The organism is Rhodococcus sp. PD04, from assembly GCF_035918275.1.
Classification (GTDB): domain Bacteria; phylum Actinomycetota; class Actinomycetes; order Mycobacteriales; family Mycobacteriaceae; genus Rhodococcus; species Rhodococcus rhodochrous.
The window spans coordinates 2,129,229-2,144,207 of sequence record NZ_CP142143.1 but is presented as its reverse complement, the minus strand read 5'-3'; the positions used below and the strand labels follow the sequence as shown (position 1 = coordinate 2,144,207).

Here is a 14,979-nt window from a genome sequence, read left to right as displayed (position 1 = left end):
CACCCGTGGTGCCCGACCGGATGTCGGGCGCCACGGGTGCGGGGTTCACGCGCCCACCGGGAACCGGCAGGCGGGTGGGGTGATCAGGACTCGGCGTTCTCGCCGGTCGCAGCGGCCTCGGCCGACTCGTCCTCGACGGGGACGAGGCTGATCTTGCCGCGGTTGTCGATGTCGGCGATCTCGACGCGGATCTTCGAACCGACGTTCACGACGTCCTCGACCTTGGCGATGCGCTTGCCGTTGCCGAGCTTGCTGATGTGCACCAGGCCGTCGCGGCCGGGGAGCAGGGAGACGAACGCACCGAACGCCGTGGTCTTGACCACGGTGCCGAGGAAGCGCTCGCCGACCTTCGGCAGCTGCGGGTTGGCGATGGCGTTGATCTTGTCGATCGCGGCCTGCGCGGACGGGCCGTCCGCTGCACCGACGTAGACGGTGCCGTCATCCTCGATGGAGATGTTGGCGCCGGTCTCCTCGGTGATCGAGTTGATCATCTTGCCCTTGGGGCCGATGACCTCGCCGATCTTGTCCACCGGGACCTTGATGGTGGTGATGCGCGGAGCGAACTCGCTCATCTCGTCCGGGGCGTCGATGGCCTCGGCCATGACCTCGAGGATCGTGGCGCGGGCATCGTGGGCCTGCGACAGCGCACCGGCGAGGACCTGCGACGGGATGCCGTCGAGCTTGGTGTCGAGCTGCAGGGCCGTGACGAAGTCCTTCGTGCCTGCGACCTTGAAGTCCATGTCGCCGAACGCGTCCTCCGCACCGAGGATGTCGGTGAGGGCGACGTAGCGGGTCTCGCGGGTGCCGTCCTCGAGCTCGACCTCGTCGGAGACCAGGCCCATGGCGATACCGGCGACCGGGGCCTTCAGGGGCACACCGGCGTTGAGCATCGACAGCGTCGAGGCACAGACCGAGCCCATGGACGTCGAGCCGTTCGAGCTCAGAGCCTCGGAGACCTGACGGATGGCGTAGGGGAACTCCTCCTGGCTCGGCAGAACCGGGATGAGCGCGCGCTCCGCGAGGGCACCGTGGCCGATCTCGCGGCGCTTCGGCGAGCCCACGCGACCGGTCTCACCGGTGGAGTACGGCGGGAAGTTGTAGTGGTGCATGTAGCGCTTGCTGGTCTCGGGACCGAGCGAGTCGACCTGCTGCGCCATCTTCACCATGTCGAGCGTGGTGACACCCATGATCTGGGTCTCGCCGCGCTCGAACAGCGCCGAACCGTGGGCGCGAGGAACGACCGCGACCTCGGCGGAGAGGGCACGGATGTCGGTGACACCGCGGCCGTCGATGCGGAACTGGTCGCGCAGGATGCGCTGGCGCACGAGCTTCTTGGTCAGCGAGCGGAAGGCCGCGCCGATCTCCTTCTCGCGACCCTCGAAGTTCGGAGCGACCTGCTCGAGCACCTCGACCTTGATCTCGTCGGTGCGGTCGTCGCGCTCCTGCTTGCCGGCGATGGTGAGCGCGTCGGCGAGCTTCTCCGACGCAGCGGACTCGACCGCGGCGTAGACGTCGTCCTGGTAGGGCGGGAACAGCGGGAAATCGCCGGTGGGCTTCGCGGAAGCGGCGGCGAGCTGCTGCTGCGCGATGCACAGGCGGGCGATGAACGGCTTCGCTGCCTCGAGGCCCTCGGCCACGACGGTCTCGGTGGGCGCCTGGGCGCCCCCCTCGACGAGCGCGATGACGTTGTCGGTCGCCTCGGCCTCGACCATCATGATCGCGACGTCGGCGGTGTCGGGGTTGTCTCCCCCACCGACGATGCGGCCGGCGACGACCATGTCGAAGACGGCGTTCTCGAGCTGCTCGACAGTCGGGAACGCGACCCACTGCCCCGACTTGTTGTCGTCGGAGACGATGAGCGCGACACGCACGCCACCGACCGGGCCGGAGAACGGCAGACCGGCGAGCTGGGTGGAGGCCGACGCGGCGTTGATCGCGACGACGTCGTAGAGGTCGTTCGGGTTCAGGCTCAGAACCGTGACGACGACCTGGATCTCGTTGCGCAGACCGTCAACGAAGGACGGGCGCAGCGGCCGGTCGATCAGACGGCAGGTCAGGATCGCGTCGGTGGAGGGGCGTCCCTCGCGACGGAAGAACGAGCCGGGGATGCGACCCGCGGCGTACATGCGCTCCTCGACGTCCACCGTCAGCGGGAAGAAGTCGAACTGGTCCTTGGGCTGCTTCGAGGCGCTGGTGGCCGAGAGCAGCATGGTCTCGTCGTCGAGATAGGCGACGACCGAACCGGCGGCCTGACGTGCGAGGCGGCCGGTCTCGAAACGGATCGTGCGGGTGCCGTAGGCACCGTTGTCGAGCGTCGCGGTGGTCTCGTAGACCCCTTCGTCGATCTCGACTGCGGTAGTGCTTGTCATCTGTATGTCTTCTCTTCCCTCTTCGTCTTCGCCGTACCCGCGCGGGCGCCGCGACCCCCGTGGCCACGGCTGCGCACCGACTCACGGAGGCGGTCGTCGATCGAAACCCTCCGGCGGATTCGGGATACGACACCCGACGGGACCGGAAGGTCACTACCGAGGACCGACACCGTCGGTGCATACGGATCATCGCCGCTGGAGGCGATGGAAGTCGCCGGCCGAACCGGCACAAACACCGACAGCCAACGAGGCCCAGTGTAGTGGGTACCCCGTCGGCTGCCGGAAAAGATCAGCGAATGCAGATCAGGTCGTGTCCTGTCCGCGTCAGCGACGCAGGCCCAGACGCTGGATGAGCGAGCGGTAACGCTCGACGTCGACCTTCTCGACGTACTTCAGCAGGCGGCGACGACGACCGACCAACAGCAGCAGGCCGCGGCGGGAGTGGTGGTCGTGCTTGTGCTGCTTGAGGTGCTCGGTGAGGTCCACGATGCGCTTGGTGAGCAGTGCCACCTGCGCCTCGGGGGAACCGGTGTCGGTCTCGTGGAGGCCGTACTCGCCGAGGATCTGCTTCTTCTGTTCGGTGGTCAGAGCCACTGGGTCACTCCTGTACAACTGACGTCCGCGTGACGGTAGACGGACGAGAGTCCGCCCGGTACGGCCACCGCGAACCGCAGCACGCACCGACGGTCCAGCCTATCAGAGACAGCTTCCACCGCCGAACCACGATCGGGTTCAGTGCCCGGCCGGCACCCACGCGGCCCACCGCAGCCGACACCTCGGCGAACCCCTGGTCGAGCAACTCGACGTACCGGTCGATGTCGTGATCGGGACGACTGTCGTCGCTCGCCGGGGCCAGGACGGTGACCGCGAAGGCATCGCCTGCCCGCGCGAAGGTGTGCATGAAGTCGACACGCGGCACGAGCGCCTGCACGCCGGCGACGAATTTCAGGTGACCCCACGGCACCGACCACCGCACGTCCGCGCCGCAGTTGACGCTGCTGAGCGCCGTCGCGACACCGGGCACCGCGCCGGACGCGAGGGCGTGTGCCAGGGCGCGGGAGACACGCCGGAAGACCGGATAGGGGGCGGCACCGGTGCGGTGCATCGCGTCGATGCTCTCCGACGAGTCGACGCGGGCCCGTTCGCGCGCAAGCGAGTCGGCGATCGTCGCGGCGCGCTGCGCGGGTTCGGGGATCTCGACGTGCAGGGGTACCAGGCCGCCCGCGACACGGTTCACCCCGAGGCCCGCCGCAGACTCGCCGAGTGCCACGGGAACTGCCGCGTACTCCGAGGGCAGATCCTCCCCGCGCTCGCGGTAGTAGCGCTCCATCGCCAGCGACACCGCCGTCAGACCGAGGGCGGTCACCGTCCAGGACCGTCCGGCCAGCGCCGACAGGTCGGGGCGCAGGATGCGGATGACACGGCGGTTCGTCTGCACGACGGGAGTCCTGTCCGGGGCGGGATCCGCGCTTACCGTTCCGGGCAGCGGATCCTGACGGCGACGACGCGCCTCCAGATGTGCCCGCACGAGCCCGCCGAGCGCGACGACCGGCCAGATCGCGAGACGGGCGATGCCGTGCGTCGTGGCCGCGACGGGATGGGTCGTGCCGGCGGGCGGCGCGAGACCGTCGACCTCCAGCGGCCGGCCCTCCTCACCGAACAGGGCTTCGAGGAGCCCCCGGGCGGAGGAACCGACGAGCATGGCATGGCTCGCCTGGATCGCGGCGACGGTGACGGTAGCGCCGGGCTCGTCCGGATCGGGGACGCCCGGGAAGACGTGCACCTGCCACGGGCACCGGGCGGCGTCGACGCCGTCGGCGGACAGTCGCGCCACCGACCCGAGCCAGTCCTCGAAGGTGGAACTGCGCGCGTCGTGGACGGTGACCACGTCGTCGACGGCGAGGTCGGCCTTCACCCAGTAGGGATAGTCCAGTGAGCCCGGCGCGTCGGCGATCCGACGTGCCAGAGCGCTGACCAGGTGCATCCGGGAGTCGAAGAACGACAGAATCGACCCGCGGTCCGGGGTATTTCCCCGGTCCTCCGAGAACACGGCGAACGACCACCAATCGGTGGGCCGTCCCGGGATCGACTGAAAGTAGTTACCCGCATCGACCCACGAAAGGCGCGCGGACCTCCACTCTCGAAAAAACATGTAGCCGATTGTGACGGCGGACAAGACCTTTTTCGTACCGAACTCGCAGTTTCGTTCGTTCGGACGACACCGGACGGTCGACGGACACCCACGTCACTCGGTAGTCGGTGTCACTCGGTAGTCGGTGTCACTGGGGAGTCTTCGTGAGAACCTCTCGCGCTCGGTCGGCGTCGCGGTGCATCGCGGAGATGAGCGCCTCGACCGAATCGAACTTCTCCATGCCCCGCAGCCGCTCGACGAAGTCGACCGCCACGTGCTGGCCGTAGAGATCGGCCTTCTCGTCGAGGACGAACGCCTCGACCGTGCGCTTGCGTCCGGAGAAGGTCGGATTGGTGCCCACCGACACGGCCGCAAGGTAACGCTGACCGGCCGTGAGTCCCTCGACGGGCGAACCGGAGTCGAGCACCGTGAACCAGGCCGCGTACACGCCGTCGGCGGGGATCGCCGCGTAGATCGGCGGTGCGACGTTGGCGGTCGGGAATCCGAGTCCGCGACCGCGGCCGTCGCCGTGCACGACCACGCCCTCGACCCGGTGCGGGCGCCCGAGTGCGTCCGCGGCAGCGACGACGTCCCCGGCGTCGACGCACGAACGGATGTAGGTCGACGAGAACGTCACGGCGTGCTCGGCGACCAGCGTGAGCCCCTGCACCGCGAACCCGAAGCGCTCACCGATCGAGCGCAACATGTCGACGGTGCCGGCCGCCTTCTTCCCGAAGGTGAAGTTCTCCCCCACGACCACCTCGGCCACGTGCAGTCGCTCGACGAGGATCTCGTGGGCGTACCGCTCCGGTGAGAGCTTCATGAATTCCGGGGTGAACGGCATGACGCAGAAGACGTCGATACCGAGTTCCTCGGCGAGCTCGGCGCGTCGCGCGAGGGTGGTCAGCTGCGCCGGGTGGCTGCCCGGACGGACCACTTCCATGGGGTGGGGATCGAAGGTCATGAGCACGGCGGCCACACCGCGTGCCCGCGCGGCCTCGACGGCACGCGCTATGAGCTGCTGATGGCCGCGGTGTACACCGTCGAACACGCCGATCGTGAGTACACACCGACCCCAGTCCGCAGGAATTTCGTCCAGACCTCGCCATCTCTGCACATCGGCAGCCTACGGCCCGTGAGCGGGTCGGGCACGCCCGGATGGCTCCCGGCGCGCCCCACATGACGGTGACGGCTCGGCGAATGCATAATTTCGGTGTGCCGAACTTTTCGCCGAGAGCCCGCAGAACACAGTCCGTACGTTCCCGTGCCGGTCGCATGATCGCCGCCCTCGCGGCCACGGCCTGCGCCGCCGCCCTCGCGGCGTGTTCGACCACCGGTTCCGCCGACGATCGGCCCCTGGTCCTGACCACCTTCACCGTTCTCGCCGACATGGCACGCAACGTCGGCGGCGATCACGTGCGGGTCGAGTCCATCACCAAGCCCGGCGCCGAGGTCCACGGCTACGAGCCCACCCCGGGCGACCTGCGGTTCGCGACCGAGGCCGACCTCGTCCTCGACAACGGACTCGGTCTCGAACGGTGGTTCGAACAGTTCGTCGCCGACGTCGACGCCGAGCACGTGGTCGTGAGCGACGGTGTGGACCCACTGCCGATCGGTGAGGGCGCGATGACGGGCCCCTACAACCCCCACGCCTGGATGTCCCCACTCGCCGCCCGCGTCTACGTCGACAACATCACCGCGGCACTGGCCGACCTCGCCCCCGAGCACGCGGACGACTTCGCGGCCCGCGCCGAGGCGTACAAGGCCGAACTCGACGCTCTCCACACCGAACTCGTCACCGCCCTCGACGGCATCCCTGCCAACCGGCGCGCACTCGTCACCTGTGAAGGCGCGTTCAGCTATCTCGCTCGGGATGCCGGGCTGCAGGAGGCCTATCTGTGGCCGGTGAACTCCGACCAGCAGGGCACCCCCCAGCAGATCGCCCGGACCGTCGACTTCGTGCGCACCAACGAGGTGCCGGCGGTGTTCTGCGAATCGACCGTCTCGGACAAGGCGCAACGGCAGGTCGCGGCCGATACCGGAACGGAATTCGGCGGAATCCTCTACGTCGACTCGCTCTCCGAGGCGGACGGCCCCGTCCCCACCTACCTCGATCTGCTCCGACACGACATCGACGTCATCACGACGGGACTGAGGCCATGACTTCGACACTCGACACACCGGCACTGTTCGTCGACGACGTGACGGTGCGCTACGACACCGTCCTGGCCCTGCAGAACGTCACTCTGAAGCTCGCACCGGGCCGTGTCTGCGGACTCGTGGGAACCAACGGTTCGGGCAAGTCGACGCTGTTCAAGACGATCATGGGCCTCGTGCGACCCACCTCGGGTCGCGTCACCATCGGCGGGACGACCACCGCCGTGGCGCGTCGTCGCACACAGGTCGCCTACGTGCCGCAGTCCGAGGCAGTCGACTGGAACTTCCCGATCGGCGTGCGCGACGTCGTCATGACGGGCCGCTACGGCCACCAGGGCTTCCTGCGCCGCCCGCGCGCCGCCGACCACGAGGCCGTCGACGCCGCGCTCGACCGGGTCGGCATGACCGCGCTGTCCGGCCGGCAGATCGGGCAGCTCTCGGGCGGCCAGCGCAAGCGTGTCTTCGTGGCACGGGCAATCGCGCAGGGCTCGCCGTTGCTGCTGCTCGACGAGCCGTTCGCGGGGGTCGACACCACCACCGAGCACGCGCTGACCGCCGTCATCCGCGAACTGGCGGCGAGCGGTCACACGATCCTCGTCGCCACCCACGATCTCGCGGGTCTGGCACAACTGTGCGACGAAGCGGTGCTGCTGCAGCGACGCGTGCTCGTGCACGGCTCCCCCGAGGAGATCCTCCTCCCGGAGAACCTCGCCCGCGCCTTCGGCGCTCCCCCACCGGCGAACGGTGGACGAGCCGAGGACGTCGCGCGGGAGACCTACGCACAGGAGGCCGGACGATGATCGACGTGCTGATCGAACCCCTGCAGTACGGCTTCATGCAGCGCGCGCTGCTCGTCGCGGTCGCCGCGACGATCGTGTGCGCGCTGCTCAGCTGCTGGCTCGTGCTCATCGGCTGGTCGCTGATGGGCGACGCGGTCTCGCACGCCGTACTGCCCGGTGTCGTCCTCGCCTATCTGGTGGGGGTGCCGTTCGCGCTCGGAGCCCTCGTCTTCGCCGGCATCGCCGTCGCGTTGATCTGGCTCGTCCGCGGCACGAGCCGCGTCAAGGAGGACGCCACCATCGGCATCGTCTTCACGACACTGTTCGCCCTGGGCGTGGTGCTGATCTCGAAGAACCCGAGCCAGATCGACCTGCACCACGTGCTGTTCGGAAACCTGCTCGGGCTCGCGACGGGCGACGTCTGGCAGGTGTCGATCCTGGCGGCCGTCGTGCTGGCCGTCCTCGTCGCGAAGCGCCGCGATCTGACGCTGTTCGCCTTCGACCGCGTCCAGGCGCACACCCTCGGCCTGTCCCCCGCCGCGCTGTCGGCGTTGCTGTTGTCGCTGCTCGCGGTGACGATCGTCAGCGCGCTGCAGGCGGTCGGCGTGATCCTGGTCGTCGCGATGCTCATCATCCCGGGCGCGACGGCCTATCTGCTCACCGACCGGATGGCCCGGATGCTGGTGATCGCACCGGTACTCGCGGTGATCGCGTCGGTGGTCGGTGTGTACACGAGCTATTACACCGACGCCGCGACCGGCGGCGTCGTTGTGCTCGCCCAGGCCGTGGTCTTCACTCTCGCGTACCTGTTCGCGCCGCGTCAGGGTGTCGTCACCCGGCTCGTGATGCGTCGCCGCGCGCCGGAGGGCGAAAGAACGAGCGAGACGACGGAGAGCGTGATTCCCGGGTGATGGTTACCTAAGCTGGACGCGTGCCTGAGAGTAACGAGACCACCGCGACCGAGATGCTGTCCTCGGTCGCACAGGACTATCTCAAGATCATGTGGACGGTCCAGGAGTGGTCCGGGGAGAAGATCTCCACCAAGCTACTCGCCGAGAAGCTGGGCGTGTCGGCGTCCACCGTGTCCGAAGCGGTGCGCCGTCTCGCGGACCAGGGGCTCGTCGACCACGAGCGCTACGGCGCGATCTCCCTCACCGACGAGGGCCGGCAGGCCGCGGTGGCGATGGTCCGGCGCCACCGCCTCATCGAGACCTTCCTGGTCCGCGAGCTCGGCTACGGGTGGGACGAGGTGCACGACGAGGCCGAGATCCTCGAGCACGCCGTCTCCGAACGGATGGTCGCGGCGATCGACACCAAACTCGGTCATCCCGAACGCGACCCGCACGGCGACCCGATCCCCGCGCCCGACGGCACGATCCCGTCACCTCCGGCCCGCGCCCTGAGCGAGTTCAACGACGGCGACCACGGCCGCGTGGCCCGCATCTCCGACTCCGACCCCGCGATGCTGCGCTACTTCGACGAGGTGGGGATCGCCCTCGACACCGACATCACCGTGCTCGAACGTCGCGACTTCGCCGGAACCATCTCGGTCCGGCTGGGCCCGACCGAGGGCCGCACGATCGATCTCGGTCACCCGGCAGCGGAAGCGATCTGGCTCGTCTGAGCCGGCTCACATGTTGGAGGGCCGCACCACGAACACCGCCGCGGCCCGCTTGCCCTTCTCCTGCAGCAGCGCCGCGGCCCGACCCTGTGCATCCACGGCACCGTAGACCCCGTGGATCCCGACGGGCTCGAGCCAGCGGCCGTTTGCGAGCAGTCCCGCCTCCTCGTCGCTGATGGTGCGGCACTCGAAGGCCGTGCGCACGGCCGCGTCGATGTCGAGGCTCGGCGTCGGATCGTCGGCGAGTTGTTCGAGCGTGCGGGCGTGCTCGAGGCCGAACGGGCCGACCTTCGTGCGACGCAGCGCCGTGAGATGACCGCCCACTCCGAGCGCCGCGCCGAGATCGCGTGCGAGCGCCCGGATGTAGGTGCCGGACGAGCAGTCCACGTCGACGTCGACATCCACGAAGCCGCTCTCGGGCACATCGCGGCGGGCGAGGACGTCGAACCGCGAGACGGTGACCGGCCGGGCCTTCAGCTCGACCGCCTCCCCCTCGCGCATGCGGGCGTAGGCGCGCTTGCCGTCGATCTTGATGGCGCTGACGCTGGCGGGCACCTGCTGGATGTCGCCTGTCAACGCGGCCACGCCCTCGCCGATCTGCTCGTCGGTCACGTGCGTCGCATCGGTGGTCGCGACGGTCTCGCCCTCCGCGTCGTCCGTGACGGTGCTCTGCCCGAGACGGATCGTCGCGGTGTACGACTTGGTCGTCAGTGCGAGCAGCCCGAGCAGCTTCGTGGCGCGCTCGACGCCGAGGACGAGCACACCCGTCGCCATGGGGTCGAGGGTGCCCGCGTGCCCGACCTTGCGGGTGCCGAGCAGTCGGCGGCAGCGCGCCACCACGTCGTGGCTCGTCATGCCGGCGGGCTTGTCGACGACGAGCAGGCCTGCGCGGGCGAGGGCCGGATGTTCCTGCGAGGGTGCGGTGTCGTTCATCAGCGCACCGTGATCGCGGTGAGGACGAGACCGTCGGCGACGAGCCACCGTCCGTCGAATCCTGTCAGCTGCTGCCCGTCGAGGGTGTCGCCGGGGACGAGCAGTCGCGAATGGAAGGTGCCGGTGACCGCGTCCGAGGTGGTGTCGCGCTCGAACGTGATGTGGGCGTCCTCGAAGCCCAGCCACCTCTTCGTCAGCGGGAACCACGCCTTGTAGGTGGCCTCCTTGGCGCAGAACAACAGCCGGTCCCAGTGCAGGTCGTCGCCGGCCGAGGCGAGCCACTCGCGCTCGGGTTCGAGGCTCACCGCGGGCAGCACTCCGTCGGGGAGCACGTCGTGCGGTTCGGCGTCGATGCCGAGCGAACGGATCTGCAGCGAATAGCCCAGCACGGCACCGCGATAGCCGTCGCAGTGGGTGAGGCTGCCGACGACGCCGCGCGGCCAGACGGGATCGCCCTTCTCTCCGCGCAGTACCGGCGCGGGGTCGACGCCGAGGGTGCGCATGGCCTGGCGGGCGCAGTGACGGGCACCGGCGAACTCGCGGCGCCGCTTCTCCACGGCCCGCGCCACGAGCGGCTCCTCCTGGGGATGCGGCCGCAGTCCCGGTGGGTCCTCGAACAACTCGGCTGCAGCGACGCCGTCCGGCACGATGCGCCCGATCAGCGCGCCGCGCGTGTCCGTCTTCTGCCCGGTGTCCGGTTCGGTCACCGCAACTCCTTCTCTCGTTGAGCCCGCATCTTCTCGGCCTCGGCTTCCATCTCGGGGGTCACGGTGAAGTGACCGCCCCACTTGTTCAGGCTGCCCGGCGGATACTCCGGGACGGGGAGGATCTGCCGCAGGGGCTGCTCCGGCATGCCGCGTCGCTGCCATTCGCGCGGGTAGCCGACCGAGACCTCCTCGAAGCGCACCCCGTCGTAGTAGGTGGTGCGCGGGATGTGCAGGTGGCCGTAGACGCTGCACAGCGCCCGGTAGCGCAGGTGCCAGTCGGCCGTCTCGGTGGTACCGCACCACAGCGCGAACTCGGGGTAGAACAGCATCCGCGTGGGTTCGCGCACCAGCGGGAAGTGGTTGATCAGCACGGTGGGCAGCGCGGGATCGAGCGCGTCGAGACGGGCTCGGGTCTGCTCCACACGTACCCGGCACCAGGTGTCGCGCGTGATGTACGGATCCGGCTTCAGCAGGAACTCGTCGGTCGCGACGACGTTGCGTTCGCGCGCGAGGGCGAGGCCGTCCGCCTTCGTCGTGGTGCCCTCCGGCAGGAACGAGTAGTCGTAGAGCAGGAACATCGGCACGAGCACCACGGGCCCGTCCTCGCCCTCCCAGATCGGATACGGATCCTCGGGGGTGAGCACGTCGAGTTCGCGGCACATCGTCACGAGGTAGTCGTAGCGCGCGACCCCGAACATCTGCACGGGATCCTTGGCGGTGGTCCACAGTTCGTGGTTGCCGGGCACCCAGATCACCTTCGCGAACCGGCTACGGAGCAGCGACAGCGCCCACCGGATGTCGTCGGTCTTCTCCGACACGTCGCCCGCGACGATCAACCAGTCGTCGGGCGACTCGGGATACAGATCCTCGGTGACCGGCCGGTTGCCCCGATGGCCTACATGGATGTCGCTGATCGCCCACAGCTTCGCTGCCACGCACTAACCTCCCGACTCGTCCTGGACACGCACCTGCCGGTCCGCGCCCGTCACCGCCCATCGTCCCGAGAGCGTGCGCCATACGACGGCGATCATCCGGAACACGATGAACACCGTAAGCCCCGTCCAGATACCCGCCAGACCCCAGTCGTACGCGAGCGACAACCAGATCAACGGCAGGAAGCCGAACAACGCCGAGGCCAGCGTCGCGGTGCGGAGGAACGCCGCGTCCCCGGCACCGAGGAGAACACCGTCGAGTGCGAACACGATTCCTGCGAGCGGCATGATCGCGACGAAGAACCACCACGCCACGCCGATCTGATCGAGCACCTCGGTGTCGGTGGTGAACAGACCCGGGATCACGTCCTTCCCCACCACGAAGACCACCGCGAGGACGACGGCGAAGACCGCCGACCAGGCCGACAACCGCCACGCCAGGCGCGACGCACCCCGCCGATCGGCCGCACCGAGCGCTGCGCCGACGAGGGCCTGCGCGGCGATCGCCAGCGAGTCCAGGGTGAGGGTCACGAAGTTCCACAGTTGCAGCACGACCTGATGACCGGCCACCGCGGCCGCACCGAAGCGCGACGCCACCGCCGCCGCGGACAGGAAGCAGGCCTGGAACGCGAGGCTGCGGGCGATCAGATCGCGTCCGAGCCGCAACTGCGCTCCGATCACAGCGGGTCGCGGTCGCAGCGGAACCCCGGACCGCAGCAACGCCACGACGAACAGGACGGCCGTCACGGACTGCCCGATCACATTGGCGACGGCGGAACCGACGAGCTCCCACCGGGGAGCGCCCAGCAGTCCGTGGACCAGTACCGGGCACAGCACCGCCGACAGGGCGAGGCCGGCGATGACGAATCGCAGCGGCCGCATCGTGTCCTGGACGCCGCGCATCCAGCCGTTCCCGGCCAGGCCGACAAGGATCAGGGGTGCCCCGAACAGCGCGACGCGCAGCCACGAGACGGCGGCGTCGGCGATCTCGGCATCGCCGGCGAGCAGCCGCGCGACGGGACCGGCCAGTGCCTGGCCGACGAGCAGGATCGCCAGTCCGACGATCATCGCGAGCCAGGTCGCCTGCACGCCCTCGCCGACGGCGTCGTCGTGCCGGTCCGCGCCGTGGAAACGCGCCGCGCGCGCGGTGGTGCCGTACGACAGGAAGGTGAGCTGGGTGCTCACCTGCGCGAGGATCAACCCGCCGATCGCGAGACCGGCCAGGGGCAGCGCCCCGAGCCGGCCGACGACGGCGATGTCGAACAGCAGGTAGAGCGGTTCGGCCGCGAGCACCCCGAGGGCGGGAAGGGCGAGCTCGAGGATCCGCCGTCCGGTGACGTCGGAAGCGCGTGAGCCGCCGGGTGCATCGGAGGCGGGCGACCCGCCCGACGCAGTCAACCGAGCACGCCGCGCAGGGCGGCGACGATCCGATCGGTGTCGCCGTGGGCGGTGTACCCCGCCGCCAGGCGGTGTCCTCCGCCGCCGAGTGCGGTGGCGACCGCGGACACGTCCACCGAGGTCTTCGCGCGCAGCGAGACGGTCCACTCCTCGGGAGCGACCTCCTTGAACACCGCGGCGACCTCGGCCTCGGCGGTGGTGCGCACGATGTCGATGACGCTCTCGACCTCCTCCGGACCGAGATGCGCGGAGTCGGCGCGCCGGACGAAGGCGTAGACCAGTCCCCTGCCCTTCGCGGCGTCGCGTTCGAGCGTGGCGGTGGCCAGCACCGACGACAGCATCGGCAACCACCCGAAGGGATGGGTGTCGAGCAGGGCCCGCGTGATCGACGTGCCGTCGATGCCGGTGCCGAGCAGGCGCTCGGCGAGTCCGTGGGCCTGCGGGCGACCCCAGCGGAACGATCCGGTATCGGTCACCAGTCCCGCGTACAGGCAGTGCGCGAGTGCGGCGTCGATCTCGACACCCCACACGTCGAAGAGGTCGGCGAGCACCATCGCGGTGGCCTCGGACTCCGGGTCGACGAGGTTGTGGGTGCCGAACCGCGTGTTGGACAGGTGGTGGTCGATCACCAGGACGTTCGGGGCAGTCTTCAGACGGTCGCGCAGGACACCGAGACGGCCCGCGGTACCGCAGTCGACGGTCACCACGAGATCGGCCTCACGGCGTACCTCCGAGACCGGCGTGACCAGGTGTGCGCCCGGCAGCGACCGCATCGAGTCCGGCATGTTCGCGGGCGAACCGAACGCGACCTGCACGGCGACACCGCGCCGCTCGAGCGCGAGCCCGAGGGCCAGCCCGCTGCCGAGGGTGTCGGCGTCGGGGTTGATGTGGCACAGCACCGTCACGGTGGCCGCCGCGTCGAGCAGTGCGGCGGCACCGTGCAGGTCGACGGATCCTGCCGGGCCGGACGGGACGCCGGCATCGTCCCGGTGCGACGGGACCACTGGAGGAGTCGGGTCGGGCACCGGTGCGTTATTCGTCGTCGTCACCGGCGTCGCGCTCACGGGGTTCCTTGTAGGGATCGGCATCGCCGGCCGGAACGGCGCCCTCACGGGCGCGTGCGACCTCGTCGTCGGCAGCGCGAGCACGCGCGAGGAGTTCCTCCATGTGCCGTGCCGTGTCGGGCACGGTGTCGGTGACGAACGTCAGCGTCGGGGTGAACCGCACACCGGTACCGGCGCCGACCTTCGAGCGGAGCACGCCCTTGGCCTTCTCGAGGCCGGCAGCAGCGGCCTCGTGATCGGGTTCGGTGTTCAGATCCGCGCCGCGGACCGTGTAGTAGACGGTGGCGTCGTGCAGATCCGCGGTGACCTTCGCGTCGGTGATCGTCACGAACTCGAGCCGCGGATCCTTGATCTCGAGGTCGATGGCGGTGGCCACGATGGTGGCGATGCGCTTCGCGAGTCGGCGGGCCCGTGCTGGATCGGCCATGTCGTTCGTTCCCTTCTGTGGCCGCCGGCAGGCGGCCCGTCGTGCGGCCGGGATCAGTCCTCGGGCCCGTACAGCCTGCGTCTGACCGACAGCAGGTCGAGTTCGGGCCGCTGGGCGACCAGCCGCTCACACTTGTCCAGTATCTCTCCGACGTGCGCGAGATCGGGGGCGACGACCGCCACACCCACCTGCGCCCGGCGGTACAGATCGTGTTCCCCGGTTTCGGCGGCGGACACCCCGAACCGGCGCAGTTCCGCGATCACCGGACGGATCGCCGATCTCTTCTGTTTGAGCGAATGCACGTCGCCGAGCAGCAGGTCGAGTTCGAGCGCTCCCAGATACATCCGCTTCTCCCCTCGAGGGCGTCCGGTCGGCCGTCCGGTCGGCTCTGTACCGACCGGTCGGGCGTCCCGACACACCCGTGGCGGCGAACGACGAATCGTTCACCGCCACGGGTGCGG

At 69.4% G+C, this 14,979-nt stretch carries 15 protein-coding genes; 4 read left to right on the top strand and 11 right to left on the bottom strand.

What is annotated here, in order from left to right:
* Positions 1-83: 83 nt before the first annotated feature.
* From U9J23_RS09885 to U9J23_RS09870, 4 genes are all read right to left on the bottom strand, one after another.
* On the bottom strand, positions 84-2,369 hold the full coding sequence (locus U9J23_RS09885) for a polyribonucleotide nucleotidyltransferase (RefSeq protein WP_059381222.1): 2,286 nt from the start codon (positions 2,367-2,369) through the stop codon (positions 84-86).
* A 324-nt stretch (positions 2,370-2,693) separates the two neighbouring features.
* A complete protein-coding gene (rpsO, locus tag U9J23_RS09880) occupies positions 2,694-2,963 on the bottom strand; it encodes a 30S ribosomal protein S15 (RefSeq protein WP_006551263.1) in 270 nt (89 codons plus the stop codon).
* A 4-nt stretch (positions 2,964-2,967) separates the two neighbouring features.
* On the bottom strand, positions 2,968-4,353 hold the full coding sequence (locus U9J23_RS09875) for a DUF1298 domain-containing protein (protein WP_272266482.1): 1,386 nt from the start codon (positions 4,351-4,353) through the stop codon (positions 2,968-2,970).
* 295 nt (positions 4,354-4,648) lie between these two features.
* Positions 4,649-5,617 carry a bifunctional riboflavin kinase/FAD synthetase gene (locus tag U9J23_RS09870; RefSeq protein ID WP_080968160.1) on the bottom strand — a complete coding sequence of 323 codons (969 nt, stop codon included), beginning with the start codon at positions 5,615-5,617 and terminating at the stop codon, positions 4,649-4,651.
* A 158-nt stretch (positions 5,618-5,775) separates the two neighbouring features.
* Between U9J23_RS09870 and U9J23_RS09865 the strand changes: the two genes are divergently transcribed.
* Genes U9J23_RS09865 through U9J23_RS09850 form a run of 4 tightly spaced genes read left to right on the top strand, consistent with a single transcriptional unit; the run spans position 5,776 to position 9,060 of the window.
* A complete protein-coding gene (locus U9J23_RS09865) occupies positions 5,776-6,663 on the top strand; it encodes a metal ABC transporter substrate-binding protein (protein WP_059381219.1) in 888 nt (295 codons plus the stop codon).
* Entirely contained in the window at positions 6,660-7,457 is a 798-nt protein-coding gene (locus U9J23_RS09860; RefSeq protein ID WP_120282295.1) for a metal ABC transporter ATP-binding protein, read from the top strand. The genes U9J23_RS09865 and U9J23_RS09860 overlap by 4 nt, the downstream gene beginning before the upstream one ends.
* Positions 7,454-8,347, top strand: coding sequence for a metal ABC transporter permease (locus tag U9J23_RS09855; protein WP_120282294.1), 894 nt, complete (start codon positions 7,454-7,456; stop codon positions 8,345-8,347). Before U9J23_RS09860 ends, U9J23_RS09855 begins: the two co-directional genes overlap by 4 nt.
* Before the next feature lie 20 nt (positions 8,348-8,367).
* The gene (locus U9J23_RS09850) at positions 8,368-9,060 is read left to right on the top strand and encodes a metal-dependent transcriptional regulator (protein WP_120282293.1); all 693 of its coding nucleotides are present in this window, start codon (positions 8,368-8,370) and stop codon (positions 9,058-9,060) included.
* A gap of 6 nt (positions 9,061-9,066) precedes the next feature.
* Here U9J23_RS09850 and truB read toward each other — a convergent pair whose 3' ends face one another.
* From truB to U9J23_RS09815, 7 genes are read right to left on the bottom strand one after another with little or no spacing between them, the layout of a single operon-like run.
* The gene (gene truB, locus U9J23_RS09845) at positions 9,067-9,990 is read right to left on the bottom strand and encodes a tRNA pseudouridine(55) synthase TruB (RefSeq protein WP_272266481.1); all 924 of its coding nucleotides are present in this window, start codon (positions 9,988-9,990) and stop codon (positions 9,067-9,069) included.
* Entirely contained in the window at positions 9,990-10,652 is a 663-nt protein-coding gene (gene npt / locus U9J23_RS09840) for a 4'-phosphopantetheinyl transferase Npt (protein ID WP_272266574.1), read from the bottom strand. Before npt ends, truB begins: the two co-directional genes overlap by 1 nt.
* Before the next feature lie 41 nt (positions 10,653-10,693).
* A complete protein-coding gene (locus U9J23_RS09835; protein WP_088898241.1) occupies positions 10,694-11,632 on the bottom strand; it encodes a metallophosphoesterase family protein in 939 nt (312 codons plus the stop codon).
* 3 nt (positions 11,633-11,635) lie between these two features.
* Entirely contained in the window at positions 11,636-13,027 is a 1,392-nt protein-coding gene (locus U9J23_RS09830; protein ID WP_442802278.1) for an MATE family efflux transporter, read from the bottom strand.
* Positions 13,024-14,031, bottom strand: coding sequence for a DHH family phosphoesterase (locus U9J23_RS09825; RefSeq protein WP_442802288.1), 1,008 nt, complete (start codon positions 14,029-14,031; stop codon positions 13,024-13,026). Before U9J23_RS09825 ends, U9J23_RS09830 begins: the two co-directional genes overlap by 4 nt.
* A 28-nt stretch (positions 14,032-14,059) precedes the next feature.
* A complete protein-coding gene (gene rbfA / locus U9J23_RS09820) occupies positions 14,060-14,518 on the bottom strand; it encodes a 30S ribosome-binding factor RbfA (protein WP_016693580.1) in 459 nt (152 codons plus the stop codon).
* A gap of 53 nt (positions 14,519-14,571) precedes the next feature.
* Positions 14,572-14,862, bottom strand: a complete 291-nt coding sequence (locus U9J23_RS09815; protein WP_026061433.1) for a DUF503 domain-containing protein — start codon at positions 14,860-14,862, stop codon at positions 14,572-14,574.
* Positions 14,863-14,979: the final 117 nt, after the last annotated feature.

Coding starts and splice junctions, on each gene's coding strand:
- U9J23_RS09885 (WP_059381222.1), bottom strand. CDS start 2,369: ATGACAAGCACTACCGCAGTCGAGATCGACGAAGGGGTCTACGAGACC.
- U9J23_RS09855 (WP_120282294.1), top strand. CDS start 7,454: ATGATCGACGTGCTGATCGAACCCCTGCAGTACGGCTTCATGCAGCGC.
- U9J23_RS09865 (WP_059381219.1), top strand. CDS start 5,776: ATGATCGCCGCCCTCGCGGCCACGGCCTGCGCCGCCGCCCTCGCGGCG.
- U9J23_RS09860 (WP_120282295.1), top strand. CDS start 6,660: ATGACTTCGACACTCGACACACCGGCACTGTTCGTCGACGACGTGACG.
- rbfA (WP_016693580.1), bottom strand. CDS start 14,518: ATGGCCGATCCAGCACGGGCCCGCCGACTCGCGAAGCGCATCGCCACC.
- U9J23_RS09875 (WP_272266482.1), bottom strand. CDS start 4,353: ATGCACCTGGTCAGCGCTCTGGCACGTCGGATCGCCGACGCGCCGGGC.
- U9J23_RS09815 (WP_026061433.1), bottom strand. CDS start 14,862: ATGTATCTGGGAGCGCTCGAACTCGACCTGCTGCTCGGCGACGTGCAT.
- truB (WP_272266481.1), bottom strand. CDS start 9,990: ATGAACGACACCGCACCCTCGCAGGAACATCCGGCCCTCGCCCGCGCA.